This is a genomic window from Neobacillus sp. DY30, from assembly GCF_030123065.1.
In the GTDB taxonomy this organism is placed as follows: Bacteria; Bacillota; Bacilli; order Bacillales; family Cytobacillaceae; genus Neobacillus.
The window spans coordinates 445,442-471,770 of sequence record NZ_CP126093.1 but is presented as its reverse complement, the minus strand read 5'-3'; the positions used below and the strand labels follow the sequence as shown (position 1 = coordinate 471,770).

The 26,329-nt window shown below is 35.0% G+C and carries 20 protein-coding genes, 3 pseudogenes and 1 riboswitch; of the genes and pseudogenes, 5 read left to right on the top strand and 18 right to left on the bottom strand.

The genetic code is table 11. From position 1 onward, the window contains the following. Positions 1-5: 5 nt before the first annotated feature. The gene (locus QNH29_RS02275) at positions 6-233 is read right to left on the bottom strand and encodes a hypothetical protein (RefSeq protein WP_283863248.1); all 228 of its coding nucleotides are present in this window, start codon (positions 231-233) and stop codon (positions 6-8) included. A 309-nt stretch (positions 234-542) separates the two neighbouring features. On the opposite strand from QNH29_RS02275, the gene QNH29_RS02270 reads away from it, so the two are divergent. Next, on the top strand, positions 543-1,028 hold the full coding sequence (locus tag QNH29_RS02270) for a hypothetical protein (protein WP_283863247.1): 486 nt from the start codon (positions 543-545) through the stop codon (positions 1,026-1,028). Positions 1,029-1,645: 617 nt separating this feature from the next. Here QNH29_RS02270 and QNH29_RS02265 read toward each other — a convergent pair. The 6 genes and pseudogenes from QNH29_RS02265 to QNH29_RS02240 form a co-directional block, all read right to left on the bottom strand. Continuing rightward, a complete protein-coding gene (locus QNH29_RS02265; RefSeq protein ID WP_481858810.1) occupies positions 1,646-5,461 on the bottom strand; it encodes a GH32 C-terminal domain-containing protein in 3,816 nt (1,271 codons plus the stop codon). A 39-nt stretch (positions 5,462-5,500) separates the two neighbouring features. After that, positions 5,501-5,755: a hypothetical protein gene (locus tag QNH29_RS02260; protein ID WP_283863245.1), complete on the bottom strand. Its 255-nt coding sequence runs from the start codon at positions 5,753-5,755 to the stop codon at positions 5,501-5,503. Positions 5,756-5,797: 42 nt separating this feature from the next. Beyond that, positions 5,798-7,000, bottom strand: coding sequence for a glycoside hydrolase family 32 protein (locus QNH29_RS02255; protein ID WP_283863244.1), 1,203 nt, complete (start codon positions 6,998-7,000; stop codon positions 5,798-5,800). Next, a complete protein-coding gene (locus QNH29_RS02250) occupies positions 6,963-7,355 on the bottom strand; it encodes a hypothetical protein (protein ID WP_283863243.1) in 393 nt (130 codons plus the stop codon). Before QNH29_RS02250 ends, QNH29_RS02255 begins: the two co-directional genes overlap by 38 nt. Positions 7,356-7,546: 191 nt before the next feature. Next, positions 7,547-8,320, bottom strand: a pseudogene (locus QNH29_RS02245) (ABC transporter permease); the annotation flags it as partial. Positions 8,321-8,943: 623 nt separating this feature from the next. Further along, complete coding sequence (locus QNH29_RS02240) at positions 8,944-9,102, bottom strand: hypothetical protein (RefSeq protein WP_283863242.1); 159 nt, start codon at positions 9,100-9,102, stop codon at positions 8,944-8,946. A gap of 158 nt (positions 9,103-9,260) precedes the next feature. Here QNH29_RS02240 and QNH29_RS02235 point away from each other — a divergent pair, with 158 nt between their 5' ends. From QNH29_RS02235 to QNH29_RS02225, 3 genes and pseudogenes are all read left to right on the top strand, one after another. Then, positions 9,261-9,506: a recombinase zinc ribbon domain-containing protein gene (locus QNH29_RS02235; RefSeq protein WP_283863241.1), complete on the top strand. Its 246-nt coding sequence runs from the start codon at positions 9,261-9,263 to the stop codon at positions 9,504-9,506. A 111-nt stretch (positions 9,507-9,617) separates the two neighbouring features. Next, positions 9,618-9,902 carry a DUF4368 domain-containing protein gene (locus tag QNH29_RS02230; RefSeq protein WP_283863240.1) on the top strand — a complete coding sequence of 95 codons (285 nt, stop codon included), beginning with the start codon at positions 9,618-9,620 and terminating at the stop codon, positions 9,900-9,902. Between the two features lie 408 nt (positions 9,903-10,310). After that, positions 10,311-11,156 (top strand): annotated as a pseudogene (locus tag QNH29_RS02225) (aminotransferase-like domain-containing protein); the annotation flags it as partial. A gap of 229 nt (positions 11,157-11,385) precedes the next feature. On the opposite strand, the pseudogene QNH29_RS02220 reads toward QNH29_RS02225, so the two are convergent. From QNH29_RS02220 to QNH29_RS02200, 5 genes and pseudogenes are all read right to left on the bottom strand, one after another. Further along, positions 11,386-11,711 (bottom strand): annotated as a pseudogene (locus QNH29_RS02220) (anti-sigma factor); the annotation flags it as partial. Between the two features lie 458 nt (positions 11,712-12,169). Beyond that, complete coding sequence (gene mmuM, locus QNH29_RS02215; RefSeq protein ID WP_283863239.1) at positions 12,170-13,105, bottom strand: homocysteine S-methyltransferase; 936 nt, start codon at positions 13,103-13,105, stop codon at positions 12,170-12,172. 30 nt (positions 13,106-13,135) lie between these two features. Then, a complete protein-coding gene (locus QNH29_RS02210) occupies positions 13,136-13,873 on the bottom strand; it encodes an amino acid ABC transporter ATP-binding protein (protein WP_283863238.1) in 738 nt (245 codons plus the stop codon). Continuing rightward, positions 13,870-14,592 carry an amino acid ABC transporter permease gene (locus QNH29_RS02205; RefSeq protein ID WP_283863237.1) on the bottom strand — a complete coding sequence of 241 codons (723 nt, stop codon included), beginning with the start codon at positions 14,590-14,592 and terminating at the stop codon, positions 13,870-13,872. The genes QNH29_RS02210 and QNH29_RS02205 overlap by 4 nt, the downstream gene beginning before the upstream one ends. 20 nt (positions 14,593-14,612) lie before the next feature. Beyond that, a complete protein-coding gene (locus QNH29_RS02200; protein ID WP_283863236.1) occupies positions 14,613-15,434 on the bottom strand; it encodes a transporter substrate-binding domain-containing protein in 822 nt (273 codons plus the stop codon). 145 nt (positions 15,435-15,579) lie between these two features. Further along, positions 15,580-15,690, bottom strand: a riboswitch (SAM riboswitch). 132 nt (positions 15,691-15,822) lie between these two features. Here QNH29_RS02200 and solA point away from each other — a divergent pair. Next, positions 15,823-17,001, top strand: coding sequence for an N-methyl-L-tryptophan oxidase (gene solA / locus QNH29_RS02195; RefSeq protein WP_283863235.1), 1,179 nt, complete (start codon positions 15,823-15,825; stop codon positions 16,999-17,001). Positions 17,002-17,533: 532 nt separating this feature from the next. Here solA and QNH29_RS02190 read toward each other — a convergent pair. The 6 genes from QNH29_RS02190 to QNH29_RS02165 form a co-directional block, all read right to left on the bottom strand. Then, the gene (locus QNH29_RS02190) at positions 17,534-18,778 is read right to left on the bottom strand and encodes a phospholipase D family protein (protein WP_283863234.1); all 1,245 of its coding nucleotides are present in this window, start codon (positions 18,776-18,778) and stop codon (positions 17,534-17,536) included. 90 nt (positions 18,779-18,868) lie between these two features. Continuing rightward, entirely contained in the window at positions 18,869-19,975 is a 1,107-nt protein-coding gene (locus QNH29_RS02185) for a DUF6946 family protein (protein WP_283863233.1), read from the bottom strand. A 375-nt stretch (positions 19,976-20,350) separates the two neighbouring features. Beyond that, complete coding sequence (locus QNH29_RS02180; protein ID WP_283863232.1) at positions 20,351-21,052, bottom strand: DUF5677 domain-containing protein; 702 nt, start codon at positions 21,050-21,052, stop codon at positions 20,351-20,353. A gap of 479 nt (positions 21,053-21,531) precedes the next feature. Beyond that, on the bottom strand, positions 21,532-23,133 hold the full coding sequence (locus tag QNH29_RS02175) for an HNH endonuclease (protein WP_283863231.1): 1,602 nt from the start codon (positions 23,131-23,133) through the stop codon (positions 21,532-21,534). 532 nt (positions 23,134-23,665) lie between these two features. Continuing rightward, complete coding sequence (locus QNH29_RS02170) at positions 23,666-25,468, bottom strand: hypothetical protein (RefSeq protein WP_283863230.1); 1,803 nt, start codon at positions 25,466-25,468, stop codon at positions 23,666-23,668. 512 nt (positions 25,469-25,980) lie between these two features. Beyond that, positions 25,981-26,166, bottom strand: coding sequence for a hypothetical protein (locus tag QNH29_RS02165; protein ID WP_283863229.1), 186 nt, complete (start codon positions 26,164-26,166; stop codon positions 25,981-25,983). Positions 26,167-26,329 lie beyond the last annotated feature (163 nt).

Sequence of the window (26,329 nt, the reverse complement as noted above, 5' to 3'; positions counted from 1 at the left end):
CTAAATTACACATAATCAAAGATATTAACCCCTTTTTGGGGTTTTTTATTTTGGATATAAATAAATGTTGTTGTTTGTTCCACTAAACTTCCCGTTACTTCAATAAAGATTCCGCAATAACAACTAATATTTATGCATATTTCCGAATAGGAGTTTGTATTATTTTTAAACAATTCTGTTTGATCGATCTTATCCTCAATCTCAAAACAATCAAAGCTAATTATCTCAAACAAAAAAGAAACCCTTCACATCAACCAGTTTGAAGGGTTTCTTACTTGGTAGCTTATATAAGCCACTGCACTTTATGTTAATTCATTATAGCCATTTTATAGATATATTTGCAAATTCCTCAATTTAAGCCCTTCAACCATTCTAGGTTAAAGCTTACTCTAAAGTAAATTCATACCAATATGGATAAAGAACAGAAAAATCATTCCAAAGGAAACCTTTAATGCCATACAGGTAATGATAGAAAACCGTACAAGAACAGCTACCGCTGTGGAGGAAACATTAGACATGGTGATACTTTTTGTCTTAACAAGGTGGCCGTTCGGGAAAAAGAGCTTATGCATGTGATTATGGAGGACTTAAAAGCACTGTTTAACTCTCTAAAGGAAGAGACCTTCTTAAACTCCCTATTAAATAAGCTTAATGTAAAAAAGCGGAACATTTTAAAAGAGCTTGAAAAGGTCCAATCCGAAATAGAAAAATTAAGAAACAAAAAGCTGGAATATGTAGACCTCTATACTGAAAATGTCATTTCAAAAGAAGATTTGGTTGAATATCGAGAATTAACGGACAGCAAGATTAAGGACCTTCAAACCAAAAAGGCCGAACTTAATGAGAAACTACAGGAATGCGACAACGAGTATTACGCCATTAATATCGGCAAAAAGCTAAAAGATGTCCTCAACCTAAAGGAATTAACACCGCAGGATCTTCATTCCCTGGTTGAGAAGATCACCTGTAAGAACGATGGAACTGTCCATATTCAATACAGCTTTGTTAATCTGCTACAAGAAACGTAAGAAGGCAACGCCCAAAGGGTTAGTTGCCTTTCTTTATAATGAGTTGCGAGATACATTCCACATGGCTTGAATAGTGATCGCAGACTATTTCAACACTAACTGCGAGACGCACTCAACGTGGCTTGAATAGTGATCGCAGATTTATTGATGTAGTGGTGCATACCTTTTAAAGCAGTTTTTCTATTAAAAAATCACCGTTTGTACAGTTTCTTTTTTATATTGAACAGCATTCTTGTACTGCGCAGCAAATAACTTGGTATTTTTATTTATAATCTTAAACATAAGCTTCGTTTTTATAAGTGTATTATTCCCAAACTCGTACAAAAGGTATAGTTTTACTTACTGACTATCCGGCCAAATTGAGGAAATGAGGGGATATTCCAAAAATATCACTCTTTCTTTAATCGAGGAAAAAATATTTTTTAACATTATTTTTTCTCCCCTTAAACTCATTTAAAATGGAGATTAGCCTAATCCGCTAATCTCCATCTTATTATTTTTAATCTTAAATACTATCTAGTTGTAACGGAAGGCTGATAATCCAATACTTCACCGAATGTGGCTATAACTTTTTTATACCGATCAAAGCTCTTCTTCTTATATCTCTTCAAATCTCTTTAATTTTTATCAGAAGAAAGCGCCCACTGCTGAAGCCCCTGATCTGGATTCAAATCATCAAGAGTCAAAATTCCATCTTCTGTTATTTCGAGTGCTTTCCCATTATGAACAGAAGTGATACTAACAGTCCCATTATTATTTTTAGTAATAATCCAGCGCTGATTATTATAGCCAAGATAGTTGTACAGCTGAATTTTATTTTGCCCAGCATCCATATCAAGCGCTTTGCCGCCATCTGTTCGGATTGAATAGGAACCATGCTCATCACCCGTTGGAATCAGGGTCCAGTTTGTAGCCTGGTCTGCATCAGCTATAGTCACCGGCTCCCCGTTCTGAGACTTGGATGTATAAAGAGCTTTTCCTGTTACTATATTCGTAAAGCTTGTTTTCGTTAAGTTTGCTTCTGAGGCATTGATGACATTAACATGTTGATAAGTTGCTTGACCTCCAAAGACATTTACACCAAAATGCCCTTCGGCAAATGTTCCATCCTGTAAATCCATGATTTTCTGACCGTCCACATAAATCTGGATGTGAGGACCCTTCGCCTCGATTTTCACTTTATATGTCTTTCCTGGTTGAATAAAGGCAGGAACTTTCCCAATTACCATACGTTCCTCAAAGCCTCCGTCAATCTTGTAAAATAGACGAAAAGCCTTCATATTCGGATCAAGATTAAAGTAATATCCGCTTCTACCATCTTCACTTGCCCGGAATAGAATGGAACCTGCACCACCTGCTTCTCCCAGCATCATTTCTGCTTCATAGATAAAGTCTCCCGCAGTTTCCTTAGCCATATAGTTTGCATCACTTGTATGCGTACCACGGATTCCATTTTCGGTGATAGTCCATTTTGATGCCGAAAGGTCTGATTCCCATCCAGTTAAATTAGTATGAAATTCACCATCATATACTTTTACCACTACACTTGCAGAAGCCTTTCCATTCGGCGTAGACGCTGTTATGATTGCTTCTCCTTTGCTTCCCGCCTTAAGTACTGCGCTGGTGTTAGTAGAAGACGCAACCTCCACTATATTCGAATCACTGGATGTCCATTTAATAGGCTGAGTACCCTTTCCATTTCCATTTTTCACAGATGCAAATAAGTTTAAAGCATCACCAATATTCATCTCCCTTTGATTTGTATCCATTACAATACTTGTACCATCTTCCGCATTGTGGCCCCAAGTATCTTTAAGTGAATGTACTTGTAATGATACAACATTCACTTCGCCTCCCTTGGCGTAGAAGTGAATATTACGACTCGAAGGATCAGGGAAAATAACATCAGAAAAAACTATCTTCCCATCATTAGCAAATACCTCAATGGATGAATCATCTACAAAGATATTCATCTTAATACGTTTATTATCCGGTTTTAATGGAGCCTCATGTAACGTTGAGAAAAGGCTGGAAAAATCAGATTCACCTGACTCAGCACGATCTACAAAAATTTTGTTATCTGCTGATTTGTATCCAACAACTGTTTTTTGGTCCGCACCTTCACGAACTTGAAAACCAAATTCGGTTATTTGGCTTGTAGAAGGAATTTCAATCTCAGCTTCTATTTCAAAAGCTCCTGATTTGATTCCCTTTAACAAGTTTGAAGCATTAGCCGGATTTATTATTTTGTTCTGTGTCTGGTATATGGTGCTGCGAATGGACTGTAGTTCCTTAATCGGAGCTTGTGCGAGTCTTATCCCTTCATCTGTGTTCACCAATCGTACCTCTCGCGGAATCGTCAGTTCTCCCTTCCAACCCGTAGTTGGAAATGCAAACGGATAATCCCAGTTGGTCATCCAGGCCAACATTACACGGCGATTATCCGGCATATTGGAGAATGACATTGATGCATAGAACTCCTTTCCGTAATCCGTTTTAAGTACTTTCCCAGTTGGATTGTCATTGATGAATTTACCATCAGCTGTCAACTGTCCAACAAAATACTCCGCATCAGACCCTTGCGTTTTTGGATTTGCCCCAGTACTAATCATCAAAACCCATTTTTTCTCATCTGTCCCTTCAACCTGAAGTTCGAAGAGATCAGGGCATTCCCATACTCCGCCGCGCACATAATTTCCATAACCAAAATTATCAGTAAGCTTCCAATCTATTAAGTTCGTAGAAGTAAAAAAGCGAATGTGATCTCCGCCGGATACAACCATAACCCATCGATTGTTTGCATCATCCCGGACGACTTTAGGATCACGGAAGTCCCAGCCTCCCGGATCATCCCCATTCCTGCCGGGATTCTCAATTACAATCGGGCGTTCCTTTGAATAGTTCCAAGTACGTCCCTGATCGGTACTATAGGCAAGACCAATACGCTGGTTCCCATTCCATCCATCTGGATTAAACGAAGTGTAATATGCAATAAGACCTTTCCCTCCCGTATTCGTAAATAAACCGGAAGCATTATTTAAATCCGCTACAGCTGATCCGGACCAGACATGCCCATGATCATTCCATGGCAAGGCAATAGGAAGTCGACTCCAATTCACCAAATCCTTACTTACCGCATGGGCCCAAGTCCCACCATCTTGATGGAACAAATGATACTCGCCTTCGTAGTAGACCAGACCATTCGGATCGCTTACAGACCCGCGAGCTGGAGTATAATGATAGTCTGGCCGATATTTTTCTTTGTAATAGCTGGATGTTGGAACTAGATAAACATCTTGGAAGTAGGCAGAACCTGATGTTACGGTAAATCCTGCAAACCCAGTCTTGTAGCTTCTATCCGTCACCTTAACAGCAGCTTCAGAGTAGCCATCAACATACAGTTCGATTTCATTGCCATTTGCTATAATTTCAAGATGATGTTTGGTACTTTCTTGAGATTCATAGGTATGGTCCGATGTTTTAAGTACTGTACCGTCCGCCCTTTTCAATTGCACCTTGACTGTATGACCTTCTTTATAAAGCACCGCCTGGTAACCAGTTGTTCCCTGTTCATTTGCACGAAAAGCAAGTGCTGCTTCCGATGGGTTTTGATCAAAAGAAACATTTCCTTCGAGTACAAAGTCGCTTGCGCTTTTATTATAGATTTGCTTTGCTTTCACAGCATTATCAGCTATTCCTTTCAAACCTTTGATAGCTGGTTCCCAGTTTCCTTCCTTATATATGGTTGAACCAAGATTTGTTGAGAGCTCGCTGACTTTTACATTTTGAAATAATGCTGCCCCATCCCATACGTTAAGTCCAAGAAACCCCTTGTTATATGAAGCATTTTTTACCTCAATTATAGGAGCGTACTTGTTCTCCCAATAAACTTTGATCGTATCTCCTACCACCTTCACTTTCAGATGATAGATTCCACCCTCTTGCAACTTAACCTTGCGTTCCTCTTTTAATCTCTTTTCATCACGAGCATCACGAAGGCGAATGATTCCCGCATTAGGAACGATTTGCAGCATATAGGAATCCCAGCCATCCTCATTAGAGCGGAATACTAAGGTGGCATCCGCATTCTTGTCTATTACTTTCACATCTGCTTCATAGATAAAATCTTCAGAGATGACATCTGAAATCGCCATTACATTTTCTTTTGGTTCTGATGTTAGCAATAGTCCCTGTTCTGTGTCTTCCAGTGTGCCTTTCCCTTTAATTTGCCAGCCTGTTAGATTTGTAGTTGCTTTGTTTGTGTTTTCAAAAATAGTTGATTCCACCTTCGTTTCTTCCCCTATGGTTTGATTGGGTACAGCTGCCAAGCCTTTCGAAGGATAAACAAGATACGTTCCCACGGAGGTAGTAATAAGTATAGTTGACAAAAATATTGAAATCCATTTTTTCAAAATTAGTTTCCTCCTTGTCATTTGTTCCAAAGTAGTTTTGCAGAGTATACTACTTTATTCTTACTTTTCCACAACTCTAATCTTCATTTCCTTGGTTTTTCCACTTAATTGTTCTTTCACCTGAATATGTGTGACACCTGGTTTAATGGCTTTTATTGTAATACTAGAGTCATCCATTGGAGTGATAGTGAGATTTTCTTGGTCTTTAGATTCCCAAATGAACTTTGCATCGTTCTCTACCCAGTCAGATTTTAATTGAGCTTGAATTATTTTACTTTCCCCCACTTCCAACATTGCATATTCCTCACTTAACACAATGCGCTCGACTTCCTGTTCTTTAGGACGTTCACGCCATGTTTAATACAAATGATAGAAATCTAGTTTAACAACCTTCATTTTCCCGCCTTTTGAATAGAATTCAATCCCATCGCTCGTAGGCTTTGAGTAAATCAGATTTGTAAAGGTGTATTCTCCATCATTTATAAATAATTCGATAGACGACTCATCAACAAAGCCTCTTATTTTCATTTTTTTCTTTTCCGGTGTAAAATCGGCTGAATAGCTTCTACCAAATTGAAATGCGCTGCCATTGCGGTCAAGTAGACTATTTATTCCTGCGCGGGACCTATCTAAAAAGAGTCTTTCCCCTTTAGCATTTAATCCAAATACTGTCTCTTCCTTTTCAGATTGGCGTAATCGAATCCCCAATTCCTCTACATTATCCCATTCAATCGTTGCTTGAAATTCATAGTTTGTACCGGAAAATTCTTTTATTAAATGCTCACCGTCTACCTCAAATGGATCAAGGGAGATGTGGTCTGACCTTAAACTTTCCATTTCCTTTATAGGCTCTTGAAACAGCTTAAAACTGTTATCTGCTGCAGTCCTCAAGGATAATTGACGAGGTATCGACATAGAACACATCCATGGATCTGTCGGGGATTGATATGGATATCTCCAGTTAGCCATCCAACCTAACCAAATTCTCCTGCCATCTTTTTTGGGAATATCGGAAAATGATTGTGCCGCATAAAAGTCTTGACCAAAATCTGTTGTTAACACTGTTTCAGGGGGATTTTCATTAACAAACTTTTTACCATCAAATTCCCAAATGAAATATTGGGCAGTCGAACCGTTTGTTATATCATTATCACCGATACTTACATGAAGGACCCATTTTCCTTTATCTTTATCCCCATCTACAGGTAATCGGAATAAGTCGGGACATTCCCATACAGCCACATGCGAACCTTCTTTATCACCAAATTGACTTTGGAATTTCCAATCAATAAGATTATCTGAATTAAAAAAGGTCACACTTTGATTGGTTGATACAACCATCACCCATTTTTTTGTTTTCTCATGCCAAAACACTTTCGGGTCACGGAAGTCTTTAATTCCTGGATTTTTTATGACTGGGTTCTCTTTATATCTCTCCCATGTTCTTCCATTATCCTTACTATAAGCAATACTTTGTGCCTCACCACCTTCTGTATTCGTATAAATGGCAACTAGGCCTGCTTTACCTCCAAAAAAAACCTGTCGAATCCTTCCAATCAACTACAGCACTTCCAGATAAAGCTTGTCCTAAAGTATCATGCTCCAGTGCGATCGGTAAGTGTTCCCAATGAAGCAAATCTTTACTTACTGCATGTGCCCAGTTCCCATTTTTCTGATGGAATAAATGATACTCCCCCTCAAAATAGATGAGTCCATTAGGATCAGCTAAATTTCCTGTAGGAGTTGAGAAGTGGTACTGGGGACGATACATTTCTGTATAGTAATCTGATGTGGCTGCTTGCATTTTCTTGGGTCGCAGTGCTTCCAAATCCTTTCCATTCTTTAGATCTTGATTTAATATAGTACACCCGCCTAATAACATTGCAGCAGTTAATATTGCCAGTAATTTTTTCATACCCAATCGGTCATACCTACCTCCAATTACTTTAAATCTCCATTTGGTTTGCTATAAATTCCTGTATTTTACATAAAGTCGGCATGGATGGAATGCCACCTTTTCTTTGAGCTACATATGCTCCCATTGCATTTCCAAACTGAAGAATTTGCTCAAGTGCCTCTACCGGATATATTACCTTTATCCCAAGGGTCACCAGCTTGCAATCCTTTTTTATAAACATATGTTGGTAAAATTTCTGAAGTTGGCAGATTCATAGATGTTTGCATTAGGTAAGCCTTTTCATACCCAATCGCCATAATTCCACCAGCTCCAAGAATAAATAAAATAGCCATTACCGGTTTTAAAGTCGGAAGATCTATATGCCTGATTCTTTGTAAAAGTGTAGCACCATCAATTTTAGCTGTGTCATATAACTGAGGATCGACACTCGCCAGCGCCGCTACATAATTAATCGAAGACCAACCAGCACCTTGCCAGATTCCTGATAAAATGTAAAGCGACCTAAAATAGTCCGTATCTGTCATAAACGATATTGGCTTATCAAAAAAAACAGACATTATAAAATTAATGGGTCCTGTTGGTGAGAAAAAGATAAACAACATCCCTGTAGCAACTACAACTGAAATAAAATTTGGTGCATATAGCACAAGTTGTATATTTTTCTTAATTGCTGCCCTTCTTAGTTGGTTCAGCATTAAAGCTAAAATGATAGGGACTGGAAACCCAATAATAAGTCCATAAACACTCAACAAAAGCGTATTCATAAATATGTCGCCAAAATTTGGTGATGTTAGGAAATCTCTGAAATGCTCCAGTCCAACCCAATCACTTCCTAAAATCCCTTTCATTGGGCTAAAATCCTTAAATGCAATAATCGATCCATACATAGGTACATATTTAAAAATAATGGTTAGAATAATGGCAGGAGCTAAAAACAGATACAGTGCGTAATTACGCCTGATGTATTGAAAAGAGTACCACTGGTTTCTTTTTTGACCTCTACATGCTCTAACACTAGAGTATTAGACTTTATATTCTTCCTATAGGCTGTAACCTTTGGTATAAGTTTTGTCATTTCTCGATGGCCCCCTCCTAATACAGAAATTTTGCAACACTTCTCTTTTGTGCAGTATGTTATTCCCAATCAATAATCAACATATTTGCCACCCTTAAACTTGCTGTTACTATTTAATCATGACTAGCAAAAATCCCGTCAGTCTACGGGTGTTCCACAAAATTTTTTCTAATTGCTGCCTCCTTTGTTCTTAATTGGCAGAAGCAAACTTAACATACAGATACAGCTTTCGTATCCGTTATGACATTTAAAGCGGTTTCATTTTTGGCATTAACCTACTCTTGCAATCTCTTAACCTTCTATGAAGAATTTTATTGCTTATTTGCTTTTAACTATATCAGGTAGTATAAAAGTTAGATTCCAATATCTTTGGATAGGGGTATTTAAAATTTTTGGCACTTAAATACAATTTCATTCCCATAGGTTTAGGGTGAGCAGGTTTTGTACTAATATGAGACATTTTTATTCAATAAAAAAACCTCTAGCTTATTTACTAGAGGAATAACAGATTTATGGTTTCTGTATTTCATTTATACCTATGTTGATTTTTTCCACCGCTTCTCTTGCGGAAGCCTCTACATTTTTCCTGCCGATTCCGACATCTTCAAATAATGTCTTGATTGCATCGCTGACAACAGGATATGCAGGTATAACCGATCGATTTCCCAACCCTCACTACGTAGGTGACTTAGTACAGAATCGTTCAACTACAGTAAGTATGACAAGTAAAAAGAGAAAAAAGGTTGAGTCCTGAAAAACTAATAATTGTTGAAAAGGCTCATGATGCAATAATTACACGCGAAGTATTTGATGCCGTTCAGCAACAAATGAAAATTAGAACAAAGTATATTACAGCACCTAAGAAGCATCTATTTACCAACATTCTTTTTTGCAAAGACTGCGGTACAGGAATGTGGTACAGGAGTAATCGTGAAGGCTATATTTGTGGAAGCTATGCACGTCAAGGTAAAAAAGCATGCAGTAATCATCTAATTAGAGAGAAATTACTGAAAGAAACAATTCTAACTGACATCCAGAAGTTAGTGAAACAGATTGACAAGCAGCAATATTAAAAAAAGTTAGAAGCTCAATCAAAAAAATCGAAGCAAAACATTGAAAAACAACTTGAGAAATTAGAAAAGCAACTCGAGGTCATTAGGCGTCGCAAAAGAAACTACATCAATATGTTAGCCGAAGAGATAATTACTCAAGAGGAATACCGTGAAAATGTAGAGGCTAATAATATTGAAATTAACGAGTTAGCAGAAAAGAAGAACGATCTTTTAACAGCGATGGAAAGTGAACAAACGGCGGATAACATCGAGAAGTTCAAACAAGAATTACTTCAATTTCTAAATTTCGATGAGTTAACACCCGAGATTTTGCACCGCTTTATAAATCGTATTGAAGTAAAGGATGATGGAACACCTTTCATCCACTATCGTTTTTCGGCTTCCATACCTGATTAAAACGCAGCAGAATCCCCTATTTGGGGTCGGGGTCTGCTGCTTCTTTTAAAACTATCTTCGAGACGCACTCAACGTGGCTTTAGTGGTGATCGCAGACATCACAAGGATATAGTGTTGTTTACCTTTTAATTCCCCCCCTATAACCAGGGAATTTGCCACAACATGACTGACAGCATCAATTGTTCTTATTTAAATACAACGAAAAGTCAACAACCAGCTATTTCCTAGCTGGCTGCCATCACTGTTTATGGATGTGAAACGATTAAAAAAGATCTTCAAATTAAAAAGGCTGAACTTAATCATAAACTACAAGAATGTGACAACGAGTATTACGCCATTAACACCAAAAAAAAGCTAAGAGATGTTCTCATTATTTAGTGTAAGTGGAAGATGGGTTACGTATTGGTTCAGGAAGCATTAATCTCTCATAATAAAAAACAAGCAGAGTCCAAGAAACCTCCTGTTGTCAATTTCAGCGCAGATGCCGTTGATCAAACACATTTCCCACTGAAAATTTGGAGAAGAATTGCCAATCAACTATTAACATTACAGGATAGCTTTCGATACGGAGATCCATTTGGGGAAATAGCCTTGCGCGAACAAATCTCCTCATATTTATTCCAATCACGTGGAGTGAAAACAGATGCAAATGCTTATTCATTGGGTTAACAATATGCGTGGATATATTATCGAAGACGTTTATGATAGTGAGTTTCGCTATACACAAAACCATTTCCTGCCCTTGCCTCCATTGATTCAGCAAGAGTCATTTATTTAGGGAACTTCCCAAAATCATTTCTTCCTGGAATCCGTTTAACTTATATGGTGTTGCCAGAGCCATTGTTAACTCGTTATAAAATGCATTTTTCTTATTTCGAGAGTACCACTTCGCTCTTCAGCCAACTCACAATGCCAAAATTTATGGAAATGGGAGAGTGGAATCGCCACATTAAACGAATGCGTCTTGTTTATAAAAGGAAAATGCTGCACTTAGTTTCTAAATTAAAAAAGCAATTTGGCCAAAATATTTCTATTATCGGTGAGCAATCTGGTTTGTACTTATTAATCAAATTACACCTGAACGGTTCAGAAGAATGGTTCATAGAGCGCGCTTCTTCTTATGGTGTAAAAGTGTGTCCCACCTACTTTCTTAAAAATAATTCCGATAGCCGGATTATTAAACTTGGATTTAGTCATCTTTCTTGTAATGAAATTGAGCTTGGTGTCAGGCTCTTAAAAAAGGATTGGGCATAAAAAACACCCCGTCGTCGTTAGTTAGATCTAACGATTGCGGGGCAGTTCCAATGGGTTAGTTGCCTTTTTCAGACAGGGGTGGGTATTTTCATATCAATAGCCCGCATTACCTGAAATTTCCCATTTTCTCTATTGACGAATATCAATCCACCAACGATCTTCCGCATTCATGTCTTCTGTATGACTAACCCCACTGTAATGGAAAGCATCAAGGAAGATTGAATCCAGTCGTCCCAACATAACTTTTAACCAACAACCCTTCTTCTTCGAATAAGAGAAAGACCTGTCTATCAAACATTACATTTTTGTTTCCAGTATCTTTATTAACAATCACTACTTTCCTACCATTGATCTCCTTTTCTTCGTAGTCGTTTGCATACAAGTTTGAAAATCAGAATCTTTCCCTAATCTCCATAGAATGAATGAAAACCCACCATTTGCATAATTATCTTTAAAGGAATATTTCATAGCCTCATATGCTTCCATATTTTCTGGTAAATAGCCGACTTTCATCTTATACCAACTGTCACTCTTATTGAAAATCTTATTTGTAAGTATCTATACACAATATTAAGTTCTACATTGAGTTCATGATTCTTTTTAAATCCATCCATTATCGTCCTCCCGTCTACAAGACGTATTACGTCCAAGAAAAGTTTACATTAATTATAAATATTTTTTTATGATTCATCGATTAACTTCCTTCTTGTTTTCTTTCCCCCAGATTAAAGGCCCAGTCCTAATAAGACTGAGCCTAATTTAATCACACATTAATATTACTGTATGTCCACCAACGACATAGAGTGAGTCGTAAAGTACGCCATACTCTTATAAAGATTAACAAACTTATCTGTTACCTGTTGGTGAACAATGAAAATTAAAGTGCAAGAAAACCGTCCCCATGCTTTCCTTAAAAAAATTGAGAAACATAGAAAAAGCACTTTCCCTTTGCTTAAGGAAAGTGCTTAAAGATTATTTAGTGGTAATTACCTCATGCCGCCCGTAAGTTAAAGCTACTTACGTGCCCAATCATTAATAGCTTTTATATCTTCAGGTTTCGTCCTACAACACCCACCTATTATTTTTGCTCCCGCTTCGTACCAGCGTTGAGTGCAAATGGTAAATTGTTTAGAAGAAGCTCCTTCATTCCATTTTTTATTCGTAGCATCATATTCTTCTCCTGAATTTGGATAAACAATAATTGGTTTAGAAGTTTTGCCTTTTATTTCTTTAATTAATGAATCAATAAAATCTGGTGATGAGCAATTAATACCAATGGCCGCTATTTGCTTCTCCCCTTCTAGCCACATCACACAATCAGACATTTTTTCTCCATTACTAATATGAAGCTCATCTTTTGCACTAAAACTAATCCAAGCGTAGATTTCTGGGAATTCTCTTATCACCCTTGTTATTGCTTTAGCCTCTATCAGACATGGAATGGTTTCACACGCTAGGATATCAGCACCAGCTTCAACTAGTATTCTAATTCTCTCTCTATGAAAAGAAACTAGTTCATCCTCATTTAATACATAATCCCCACGATATTCAGAACCATCCGCAAGAAAAGCACCATATGGACCGACTGATGCAGCCACTATTGGTTTAGGTCTGTTCTTCTGATTTTCGGTATTATCCCAAAATTCATCACGTGCATTAATAGCAAGTTGAACAGACTTTTTAATTAAATCAGTGGCCTCTTTTTCAGATATCCCTCTTTCCTTATAACCTTCAATAGTAGCTTGATAACTAGCTGTTATGGCACAATCTGCACCCGCTTTAAAATAATCTAAATGAACCTGCTTGATTAGCTCTGGATTTTCCATTAATATCTTTGCTGACCATAAACGGTCATTTAGATTACACCCATAATTCTCAAGCTCTGTAGCCATTGCTCCATCGATAATCATAATTGGATAATTATCTAAGATCTGTTCTATCGGATTCATTTTACTTATCCTTCTTCCTAGTAGAATAGCCTACTTTTTTAATACTTTACTTATAAACTGCTTCGTTCTTTCAACACTTGGATTTGTAAACATTTGTTCTGCTGTTCCTTCTTCAAGAATCATTCCATTTTCCATAAAGATAATTCGATCAGAAATTTCACGTGCAAAATTAAGCTCGTGTGTGACAATCAGCATGGTATTGCCTTCCTTTGCTACATCTTTTATAACAGTTAACACTTCCCCAACTAACTCTGGATCAAGCGATGAAGTCGGCTCATCAAATAATAAAACCTCTGGATTGAGCGCCAGTGCTCGAGCAATACCAACCCTTTGTTGTTGTCCACCCGATAGCTGTACTGGATAATGCTCCAATCTATCTTGAAGACCAACTTTTTCTAGGATTTCTGCACTTACCTTCTTCGCTTCATTCGAACTTATATTCTTCACACTTGTTAAGCCAATCATGACATTCTGTAACACTGTTAAATTTTTAAATAAGTTATACTGTTGAAAGACCATTCCTGTGGATAATCGTAAAGACTGAATATCTACCTTTCTAGCGGATTCAACATTTACTCTCTTTCCACTAATTTCAACGATGCCATTTGTAGGTTGTTCTAAGAAATTGATACAGCGTAACAAGGTTGATTTCCCTGAACCACTTGGTCCTAAAATAGAAACAACCTCTCCTTTATTAACGGAAAAATTTATCCCTTTTAACACATGCTGTTGGTCAAAATATTTATGGAGATTTTCCACTTTAATCATGAGACAACCCCTCTTTCATATCTCCGGGCACGCTTTTCTACTATAACTAGCAATCTCTCGACTATAATACAAATGATCCAATAAATAATAGAAACTGCTATATAGACTTCAAAAAAGGCTAAACCTCGAGAACCAAGAATTTTGGCTTGTCCCATGATATCAATAACTCCAATAATAAAGACTAGAGAAGTGTCTTTAATTGTACTTATAAACATGTTACCTAAATTAGGTATGGCTACCGATAAAGCCTGCGGGAAAATAATTTTCAGCATCATTTGAGTGGGACTCAACCCTATAGCTCTAGCTGCCTCAAACTGACCACGATCAACAGATTCAATTGCTGATCGTATCGTTTCAGACAAATAAGCACCTAAATTAATTGAAAAGGCTAATAAAGCATATACTTCCGGTGCAATGATATTTACATCAATATTCAGAACCCATCCATATTCAGTTTGAAAAAAGTAAATCACTTTTGGTATTCCATAAAACACAAGATATATCTGCACTAAGAGAGGAGTTCCTCTAACAAAAGAGACATAAAAAGAAGAGATTGTCTTTAATACGGGTACTCGATAAATTTTTATCAGTGCTGTAGTAAGCCCAATAAATAAACTAATAATCAACGAACCCACGGCAATTCCAATTGTAATAGGTAATCTTGCAACTATCGCAGGAAAGCTTTCTATTAAAAAATGAATATCCAATAAATTTTCCATTTCTTCCTCCCTTTCCAGCCTTATTCAGGGACGTATTCTCCACCCGTCCATTTGACTGACAGGTCAGCTAATGTACCGTCTTCTTTGAGTTCCTTTAGAATAGGATCAATTAATCCTTTTAACTCTTCTCCCTGCTTTCCATCTTTAAAAACAATCCCAATCTTATCATTTACGATAGGCTGTCCTACAACTTCTAAATCTAAATTATATTTTTCTATAACAGAATGAATCATAATTGGGTCATTTACATAGGCATCCACACGTCCATTTTGTACATCTTGTAAAATTTCTGAAGGGGTTCCACTTTCGCTATATTTTAAAATAATATCATTTTCTGCTTTTTTATTATGTTCTTCAAGTAATAATGTATAAGAATCACCAGCTAAAGCTCCAACTTTTTTCCCCTCTAAATCATCTACTGTTTGAATATCTGTTCGACCTGATTTCACAACAATAACGGTTTCTGCAGCAAAATAAGATTCGTCTGTAAACAAGTACTTCTCTTCACGTTCAGATGTTTTCGCCACCTGGTCGGCAACTGCCTGAATTTTATTTGATTCTAGTGCAAGAAACATACTGTCCCATGGAGTAGCAACAAAATCAAAGGTATACCCCTCTAATCTTTCATCAATTTCTTTTATAACGTCGATATCATATCCGATAAGTTCATTACTTTCATCCGCATAAGCGAAAGGAGGATAATCATTTTGAGTTCCAACTAAAATAACCTTTTCCTCCGTTCCATCTGCTTTTGTTGTTTCTTTAGAGGAACAACCATTTAATATACCAACCAAACCTACTAGTGCAATACTTGATAACAATAACCTAGATTTCTTTTTCATTTTACTATCTCCTTTAAAATAAATTAATTATTATTATTGAATGAGAATCTAAGTCATTACTTATATCCAATTCAAATCACTAAAACGGAAACAGAACAATAAAATAAAAAAGCCTCTTCCAATCAGAAAGAGGCTTTTTATCTAAACCTTATCTCTCAGAATGAAACACTCTGCAGGATTTAGCACCTTTCATCCTTCATCGAATGATGGTTGCTGGACGTCGTTGGGCCTGTCCCTCGGTCTCTCGTGATAAGTTATTCATTTTTCATGTTGTTTTTTGTATATTATGATAATATTTAATATTAATACTATTGTCAACTGCTTTTTTACTATGTACAATTCACTAAATGATCTGATTGTAGTGTAAACACACTAAATCTTATAGATTATGAGAATTCATGATAAAAAGATGGGAGAAATGAACTTGAAAGAAGAAGCCTATTTTGATGTAGCAATTATTGGTGCTGGTACAATGGGAATAGCTGCCGGTGCCTTTTTAGCTCAACAGAAAGTAAATACTGTGTTAATCGATGCTTTCGACCCACCACATCATCATGGAAGCCATCACGGAAATACCCGTATGATTCGACATGCTTATGGTGAAGGCAGACAGTATGTAACATTAGTAAAACGTGCACAACAATTATGGGAGGAATTAGAACAGCAAACCACCTATAAAATCTTTGAAAAAACCGGTGTTCTTGGATTAGGTCCAAAAGACTCTTCCTTTCTTCAAGAAACGATTGAGGCTGCTAATAAATATGATTTGCCATTAGATATCCTAAATAGCAAAGAAATAAAAGAAAGATGGCCTGGTTTTTCCGTACCAGATCATTTTATTGGTTGTTTTGAGTCAGAGTCAGGCCTCATCTATAGTGAGAATGCCATTAAAGCTTATAAAGAAATCGCCATTAATAATGGAGCAAAACTTGTTACAAATACACCAGTACAGCAAATTGAGATGGAAGATATGGACAATATAAAAATCTCAACTGAAAACCAGGTTTATTATGCGAAAAAAGTGATTGTTACAGCAGGGGCATGGGTAGCCAAACTATTACCAGACTTAAATCTCCCTATTCAGCCAACCCGTAAAGCCTTCGGCTGGTTTGACGCCCCTGCAGACCTTTACGATATCGCCAACTTCCCCTCTTTTTACGTAGAGGACGATACGAATATGTGTTATGGATTTCCTTGCAAAGATGGAGCAGGACTTAAGATAGGAAGATCAGATGGAGGTCAAGCTATTGATCCTAACCAACACAAACAGAACTTTGGTCAATACGAAACAGATGAAGAGGAACTAAGATTCTTCCTCCGAACCTATATGCCTAAAGCAAATGGAGAATTAAAACGAGGAAAAACATGCTTATATACCATCTCAAGTGACAATCACTTTATCATTGATTATCACCCCGAACATGAAAATATCATCATTGCATGCGGTTTTTCCGGCCATGGCTTTAAGTTTGGAAGCGTTATGGGAGAAGTGCTCGGCCAACTGGCGCAAAAAGGGAAAAGTAGTTTTGATATTTCTTTATTCTCTCTTAAGAGATTTGATTTGTAATATGTCATCAGGAAAAAGAATAACTTAGTCATAACTAGACCAAGATGATCCATAACACGCTAAATCGATCTTTCATGTAATAAGTGTCTATATTTCCAGAGATGCTTATTACATAATAAATTAATTCTACAATTTTCATCTAATTCACCTTCTGCTCTCAAAAACCAAAAAACAGAAACCTATCAGGCTTCTGCTTCTTCTTTCAAAACTGCTTGAATGGTGATCACAGACTATTTCAACACTAAGTGCGACACGCACTCCACGTGACTTGAATAGTGATCGCAGGCTATTTCAACACTAACTGCGACACGCACTCAACATGGCTTGAATGGTGATGGCAGATACTTAGATGTAGGAGTGTTTACCTGTTTATTTTATTTACTTATGATACGGTTCACCTTGGTTATGTTAAACGCAAAAAATAGAGTTTATTATTGATGTAAAAATTTGATACTGGACATAAAGATATGAAGATTAAATGAAGAGTTAAATTAATTGATAAATGTTAATAAATTATTAATTCTCCGCATTTTTAAATAGTATCGTATCCTTGTTCTTCGAATAACCTATCTAAACGTGTTTTTAAGTAATGTGTTGCCTCTTGTGTGATTTGAATATGTGCCTTTTGGTGATGGCGTTTTAAAATATCTGGTAAAGGGGTATCTGGTTTAGTTTCAGTACCTGGATATAATTTGTGCTTTAATTCGTTTCCTACTTCAATTAAAGATATACCATTAACGATTGGAGTTTTTAAAAATTTTCCATTTGAAAATTCTATATAATGCGGATAATCCTCGTTCCATTTGTGGTATCTTGGATCGTTCTTTTGTATCATATTTCCGTCCTGATAAGCGTGAGCAACTGCATAACCGACAATCATAGGAGTACCATTTCCATGTTTGTCTCGGCTAACTTGGGCGATAAATAACGTTTCTCCTTCTTTAATACTAGATGGTCTTTTATGAAAGAATGTTCGATTCATAAATTGATAATTTTTCTTCTTACGTTCTAAATAAATATCCGTATTAGCAATGCGATTATCACCGTTGCCCTCGAATTTGATTCGACCGCCTATTACATTTTCCGTGGTATTGTAATATAAGATAGAAGTATTTTCTAGGATGTCATAATGCTCTTTGAATTTATATTGAAAATCACTTTGTCGTTCGTTTTCTTTTTTGTCTAACACTGCACCCCATCGGTGTTGATTAAATTCATTTGGATTTGTATCTTTTTTCATTTTACCGAGACCAGAAGTTGATCGGGAAACATATTTAAATTCTTTATCCAAAACTTCTCTTGTGATTCGGAAGTCACCACACTGTTTGATTCTTTCAAGTGTATCTTCAAAATAATCAACACATTGTTTAGTGAAATCTGGCTCCTCTTTCAGAATAATTCCAAGTTCATGGTTTTTGAAAAATCCACTTAAGGTAAAATTTGCAGACCCCATGATGCAGCTACTATTATCAAATAGATATAACTTGGAATGTAAGTGTTGAAGAGCATATAGTTCTACTCCTGCTTCAAATAATCGTTCAATTCCTTTTAAACTATTGGCTCCCTGAATGAATTCTTCACGATTAAAACGAGTGATAATCTTGCAAACAATATTATCAGAAGTTTCTTCCAACCAGGTAGAGAGTTGATTTGCCGTTGAAAAGCTTATAAAAGGGGACATGATATAAATAGATTTACTAGTTGATTCTAGCAAAGATAGATACTCTTTCCCTATGTTTTCATTAAGAAAATTAACGCTCATATAAACACCGCCCATTTATTCTTGATTTGAAACGGAAAATCCAAAACCCCTGTAAAAAAGCTGCCGGGATATCCCCAGCTAAACTACTATTATTATTAGTTATTACTATTTCTGCAACCTCAATTTATATGCCTCATCAATAAACTTAGTTATCATCTCTAATTTATCTACCCACTCTAACCGTATGTATACTTCACCAGGAGTCAATTTTATTGGGTCAAACTTTTCATATACATGACCAAGCAATTCATCAATCTCCCTTTGCATTTCTTTTGCTGTTTCTGAGTGTATTTTTTTCCCAAGATGAAGAACAAAGCATACTTTCCTTGCTGCAGTTATTGTTACGAATTTATACGAGCCTTTTTTGCTGACATAACCTATACAATCTGTTCGGACTCCATTATTATATCGATGATGATAGTCTTCCACTTCGGTCTTATATGGACTCTTTTTATAAATATAGTCATCAATTTCTTTTGCTAGCATTCTAGATTTATCTGTTTTAAATAAGCTATAAAAATACTCCTTAGAATTGGTGCCCACAGTCTCACTAGTTATCCATCCAAAATAAAGATTAACTCGACCCACTAACACTGGACCAACAACCGAATCCTTCTTTCCTTTCAACTTAAATAATTCAACAAACTCCGCATAATCTTCAAACCATTTTCCTTCTTTGCTAAAAGAATGGACGAGCATTAGAGCATTTTTTGCATTCACTTCCTCGGCTTCATATATTACCGATGCTGTCCGGTGAAGTAATTGATATCTTTTGTTTAAGGTATCCTCTTCTTTTAAATTCAACTGGTTCAATAAGTACTCTAGCCTTTTTCTTTTCCCCTCACTTGGATTTTCACCTATCCAGACTTCCACTTTTTCACCGAAAGTTTCGTAGACCTTTCCTTCTACCATGATCGTCATTAATTCACCTTCTGCTTTACCTAGCAGATAGAGATCATTTTGTGAATTTGCACCTGCACCGGGTAAAGAAACCTTGTACTCAGGGAATCCGTATAATATCTTCACATTATGAAACAGAGACATATTACTCTTTTTAAATACCTTATCCACACATGGTGGTAGATTTTTAGTACCTTCCCAACAAAGTGCCAATTCGTATGCAGAGTTACCAGGTTTCCACTGCTTTTCTGGATTTGCTAATAAATCTTTCCATGAGCCTATTCCTTTTGTTCGAACAAAGTAATTACTCATAATTACCCTCCTTTTTGAACTTTTAAATTTTTTTACGATTAGACATATATTATCTGATGTCCTTTTTAGCAAAAAACAGGTCTCACATAGCATCTTATTGTTTTTTCTAAAAAAGCTACAATGAGTAAGGTTAGTTTTACTAATGTAAGCAAAATAATGAGCCTAATTCCTCACCTTCCCCCTTTACTTTTCTAAAAGACGTTTATATATTTTTACATATTCATTGAATAGGTCTCTCCAAAGGCTGTTAAAGTTAATTCCCACATCAGGAAATGTATCAAAGTATTTCTTAAAGGTTTGATGTAAAAGTATCATAGTATGTGTAATTACTGTGCTAATTCCTCCAGTATAGTAGTTAGCGTTTTTTGTATCCAATTAATTAATATCTATTGATATATGATCATTAAAAGATAAGTTAACACCAAATGATGAACCATGAATAGATTGCGATGTAAGTTTATACATAGCCAGAAACCCTTTTTTAGTATCAATATCTATCCCATTTAAGTTATCTAACAACTTTGTTATGGTGATCTGTTTTTCTCCCTTAAAACAGTTTGCCACTTTAGCCCAAGCAAAGTTCTTTCTATGGTGCAATTCGCTTACAATAGACATTAATAAATTCTTAGAATACTCATCTGCTACCTCTTCACCTTGCTCTAGGATGAAAATAATGATTATCGAATACTCGAGCAATGTTCTCCATCTTTGCATAGCACCGTCGGGAAAGCCATTTTCTATAAGGCAAATTATCTCATCAAAAATATCTATGTACTTAATCATCAATGAATTAATTGCATTGTATCTTTTAATGCAATTTTGAAAATCATCTTCATTTTTATAGACTAATAGGTCTACATTTTGAACACCAAGAACGCTTAATTTTCTTATACCTTGTATAACAGCGAATAAATCTGAGTATTTGTGTAATATTTCTTTATGAATTCTGTTCCTGTCAGATTTATATCCTCTGCTTAAATCTAAAAATCTTTTATCATCCCCAGTTGATTTTAAAATCCGATAGCTTTGATGTAGTTTATTTATTTCTTTCTTTAATTTTTCATGCTGGTTAGTCAAAATAAAGCTCTCCTTTAATTACACTTTTTAACTGTACTAATTCCCAAACATATTACAGTTAATATTTGCGGGTGTGTACTCACCCAATGTAATAAAATAGACTTTCGACAGTAAATTGCAAATTCCTTCCTAAGAGAACTCTTAATGTAATATAAAAAAGAAGACCATTATTAATAATGATCTTCTCTAAACTTTCATTTAATTGATTATTTAACTTATGAACGGTTCGCGGGAAAATACCAAAAAGGTCCCTACCTCAAAACCAATTTTACAACCGCTTCACCGTGACTTGAATAGTGATTGGCAGATAGATTGGTGTAACTGTGTTTACCTAAGAAATTCATTAATTAAATAATAGTCAGCTTTCCTTACCTTCTTGAGTTAATTTAATAAAAACCTTTTCAGGCTTTCATAAATATTTGAAAGTTTCCGATACTAAGGGCAACATTTCGTTAAACTACTCACTTTTTCGATAATAATTAATTAAATTGCTCATTATAAGCTTTATAGGTCCTATTTGATACTTTTTGTTTCCCTTGACATAACTTGCAAATATCACCAACTAATCCAGTAACCCCTTTTCCATGACATCTAGGACAATCGACTTCATCTATTTTTGCCTCATCATACTGCCCAGCTTGTTTTTTACTTACATATCGGGAACCTTTACAGTATGCACAAAGATTACCGACCAATCCTGTGGTTCCTCTTCCATAACACCTTGGACATTCCACTTCATCTATTTCTGTTTCATCATACTGTTCAGCTTGTTCTTTACTTACAAATTGGGAACCTTTACAGTATGCACATAGATCGCCGACTAATCCTGTGGTTCCTCTTCCATAGCACCTTGGACATTCCACTTCATCTATTTTTGTTTCATCATACTGTTCAGCTTGTTCTTTACTTACGAATTGGGAACCCTGACAGTATGCACATAAGTCACCAACTAATCCCTTAGTCCCTCTTCCATAACACCTTGGACAATCAACTTCATCTATTTCTGTTTCATCATACTGTTCAGCTTGTTCTTTACTTACAAATTGGGAACCTTTACAATACGCACACAGATCCCCAACCAGTCCTGTTGTTCCTGCTCCACAACACCTTGGACAATCAACTTCATCTATTTCTGCATCATCGTATTCATCCGCTTCCTGTTTACTTACAAAACAGGAACCTTTACAGTATGTACATAAATCCCCAATCAGTCCTGTGGTTCCTTTTCCTCCACATCTAGGACAGTATGTTTCGTCGATATCAATAATAATATCATTTGCTTGCTTAATAACATCCGACATTATGTCCCTGATTTCTTGTTTATCATCAGAATCTTGAATTTTAACTGCAACTGATTTGGTAAGGTTAGGAATTGCATCCAACATCATTTTTTCTACTTCAGTAGTACTAGAAGAATCTCTTTTAGCTTCTTCTAAGGCAATTTTTGTTACTTCTGGAATCTTAACAAGCAATTGCTTGGCTTCATTTATATATATATTCTTTATATTATCGTTGTTTTCTCTGCTAAGGGTATTTTCGATATTATTTATAGTGTTTATTAGTTGGATTAAACTGTTCGCTGCATTTGCTTCAAACTTCAGCATTCGCCTTCGTGAGTTTTGTTTTATAATCTTTGCAGCTCTAACTTCTTCAAACGTTACATTACTTGCAGGCTTATAACCAAAATCATACTGTGAGTGATGATTAGGACACAATAGTATTAGATTTTCTGGACTATTATTATATGTTCTTGCCACTGCTTCAATATGGGCTATTTCTCCATTCTCCATATGTCCACAAATTGCACATGAGTAATGGGACTCTTTTTTTATATCATCTCTAATAGCTGTTGGTATTGTTGGTCGTGTACCATTTTTAGTTTTAGGCCAGGGTCTACTAAGATAAACAGAATATTGGATAAGATCGTCTCTAAAAAAGAAATCCCCATGATCAGTTCTCTGAACGGGTAGAGTTCTAGTTTCCCCCGACTTTGGACAATTTTTAGTAAAATAGTCGATAAGTTCGATACTAATCCCTAAAAAAATTGCTGCTTCTATTTTATTTATTTTTATTTTTGCCACCAGTGAAGACTCCTCATATTAGACTTTTTCCTATATTTTACTACATTAATATTTGCATTTGGTGACTGTTTTCAAAATATTGTACTTTATTCATTCAGCGTTATTATTCTTTTGCTCCTTCCCAACAAATTGCTATTTCACAAGCTTAATTATCACCTTTCCACTGCTTTTCTGGATTTACTAAAATATCTTTCCTAGAGCCTATTCTTTTTGTTCGAACGAAGTAATTACTCATAATTACCTTCTTTTTATCCTTGAAAACCTTAAAATTTTAACTATTAGACTCCTTAAATTGAATAATTTCAGGTGTGTACCCACTTAATAAAAGAAAATAGACTTTTGACAGTAAATTTTTATTACTTCCTTAGAGAAACTCTAATTGAAATATAAAAAAAAAGACCATTAATAAAAATGATCTTGTCTTAATTTGCATTAACTTATTGAGCAGCTCGCAGGAAAATATCAAAAAGATCCTTAATTTAATAAAACTAACCATAGTTATCCCTTTATTCACACATTCGGATCTCAGTAATTAACTTATAAAAAGGTATTTTGGTTTAATAATATCAGTTTCTAATGAAGCCCCTTCTTTTAATTCATGAATATAATTTTCATAAGTATAATCAATAGAATTTAATATCTCTGATATTTTAAAATGTGGATTTTTACACATATAATATATGATTAAACCAATTAAATTATTATTATACTTATAAAGTCGGAGTGACCTGCAACTTAAATTTGCCTTAGTTTCCTTTCCCGAATGAATTAACATATTTCTTGCCCTATAAATTCTCACTAAATCATGTTTTATTTCTTGATTTTTTACACTTATTTGCTCTGCTAATTTCTTAGGATTGTTTAAGAATAAGCCAATTTCTGCTATATCTCTTGATAAAGCTAAACTAAACTCAAGTTCCGTAATTAAATTTGGACCTTTATTCGAAATAAATTCAATCAATTTATCTAAATCATATTGATAGATTTCACCTTGTTTCTTGCATTTAAGGAACTCATCAATAATAGGGATTTTTTTATCTCTATGCTCGTATATGCGGTTCCAAAATACATTAATTTTATCCTTTAAATAATATAAACATACAACCTTCGGAACAACATCTTTTACTTTTGATATTATACTCCCACCAGACTCTTTAAAGGTTAGCAAATACTCTAATACTGCCCACAGATTGATAATTTTGTTCTCCTGCGATTGGTTTACTTGGTTTTTTATAATATTTAATGCCCTTTGAATATTAAATACTTCTTGAGAATTTATACTTTCTGTAAAAACCTGTTCTCTGTATCTAATAAAATCCTCGACATCCTGTCTTTCTCTATTTTCAGTATTCCCAAATAAGATTTCGGTATCATTAGGCATCTCATTTTCTTTCAATCTTAATTTTTTATATGTTCCATCGTGAATCTCACAAACTATTTTTTCTAAAAATAGGCTCTCATCCGGTGACGATACATAATGAATCATTTGAAAGTATGAATTTATTGAATTTAATATATTATCGAGCCCTTTATAATAATCTTTTGCACTTATTTCAATACTACAGATATTATAACCTTTTGTTTGTTGCAAATACTTCTTAGTCTCCTGATTACTTTTTGAATCTATTAACGTTAATTGATTATAATCTTTTTTAAGAAGGTTTAAATTAAAATCTATATACAACTTTTCATTTTCAAAATATTTATTGTCAAGTACATTGATAAAATAAGTAAACTTTTTATTATCTTGTTTTAATTTACAAAATAAATCTAATACATTATCAATATTTGACTCTTCGATTTTTTCTTTAGCAATCTGTTCGTTGTACCAAGAATCTAGATATTTTAAAGAGTAACCATCATATAACAATTCATTTATAATAAAGTGAATTGCATTTTCAGATTGACTAAAATTCGAATAAGTTTTTACTAAATCAACTATTTGCCTATATATATTATTTGTATCGAATTTCTTGATAAGCGAAATACATAGTGTAAATATCTTGGAATAATGTAATAGTTTTTCTTTGTCACTTTTATCACTTAAAGTTTCTAATTGTTGAATAAGAAAACTTAATTCCTTCTTATAGACACTTCTTTCATATAATATATTATTTTTAATATAATAAATCATTGCCTCTATATGCTCATTCCTAGCATTTCCAAGTTTATCCAATTCTAAATTAGTAGTAATATCCTCATGAATTTCAATGTACTCAATTAGTAACTCTCTTAGACTTGGCATGTATAATTTAGACAAAGCTTTATTTTCATTTTTTATATATTGCTTGAATCCATTAATAAAATACTTTTTTGCTGTATATTCCTTGGACACTTTTACCACTCTTCCTCTAAAAAGATAAATAAAACTGAATGTATACACATATTATATAAACAGAGAAAAGAGTGCTTCTCTCATCTGAAATGGGTCATTTTGGTGATTCCCCCAGATGATGTTAGCACTCTTCTTATTATAATTAATAATCACAAATACTTTAACCAATATTGAATTTATTTTCCTATTTGTTGACGAATTCTTTAAGCAATGTTATTATAAATTTATAAATTAATCCTAGAACAATGAGTGCTTCTCTCTTTTGAAATGGGTCATTTCGATGATTCCCCCAAAGGATGTTAGCACTCTTATTTTATTATTTTTTATATTCGATTCATAAAAGCAATTATTAAATAGCCCATGTTTACTTAATGAATAAAAGAAAAACTGGACATTTCAATAAAGCCAAGTGACAGTCACTGATTTTCTTTCTTAACTGTATATCTACAGTTGTAGCTGTACGACTAAAAGCTTTGTTGATTGTGTCTTCACTAATTGCTTTGTTTGCTTTACTATAATTCTTTATAAGCAGCATTTAACATCAAAACAGCCCCTGTATCATTTCTAGGATCCCCTGCCTCATTAAGCGAAAATATTCCTACTCTTTCATTTTCCCCCTTTGACACATGGATTATATCAAGCTCATGAGACATAAGTATATTTTCATAATCACTTGCAGTATCCACACTATCTTCCAAAAGTTTATATTGGCAAGCGCGCAAAAAAAGAGCAGTGCACTAACCACTCTTTGTAGAACCTATTAACAACCAATACAAAAACTTTATTATTTTGCACCATTTTAAAAAGTGACCACTCTCCTTAATCACAGCAGTGCAATCATCCATTTACTTTCTTTTTTTA

Coding starts and splice junctions, on each gene's coding strand:
- QNH29_RS02230 (WP_283863240.1), top strand. CDS start 9,618: ATGTTAGCCGAAGAGATAATTACTCAAGAGGAATACCGTGAAAATGTA.
- QNH29_RS02190 (WP_283863234.1), bottom strand. CDS start 18,778: ATGGGCGGTGTTTATATGAGCGTTAATTTTCTTAATGAAAACATAGGG.
- QNH29_RS02185 (WP_283863233.1), bottom strand. CDS start 19,975: ATGAGTAATTACTTTGTTCGAACAAAAGGAATAGGCTCATGGAAAGAT.
- QNH29_RS02205 (WP_283863237.1), bottom strand. CDS start 14,592: ATGGAAAATTTATTGGATATTCATTTTTTAATAGAAAGCTTTCCTGCG.
- QNH29_RS02235 (WP_283863241.1), top strand. CDS start 9,261: ATGAAAATTAGAACAAAGTATATTACAGCACCTAAGAAGCATCTATTT.
- QNH29_RS02200 (WP_283863236.1), bottom strand. CDS start 15,434: ATGAAAAAGAAATCTAGGTTATTGTTATCAAGTATTGCACTAGTAGGT.
- QNH29_RS02265 (WP_481858810.1), bottom strand. CDS start 5,461: ATGACAAGGAGGAAACTAATTTTGAAAAAATGGATTTCAATATTTTTG.
- QNH29_RS02250 (WP_283863243.1), bottom strand. CDS start 7,355: ATGAAAAAATTACTGGCAATATTAACTGCTGCAATGTTATTAGGCGGG.
- solA (WP_283863235.1), top strand. CDS start 15,823: ATGAGAATTCATGATAAAAAGATGGGAGAAATGAACTTGAAAGAAGAA.
- mmuM (WP_283863239.1), bottom strand. CDS start 13,105: ATGAATCCGATAGAACAGATCTTAGATAATTATCCAATTATGATTATC.
- QNH29_RS02210 (WP_283863238.1), bottom strand. CDS start 13,873: ATGATTAAAGTGGAAAATCTCCATAAATATTTTGACCAACAGCATGTG.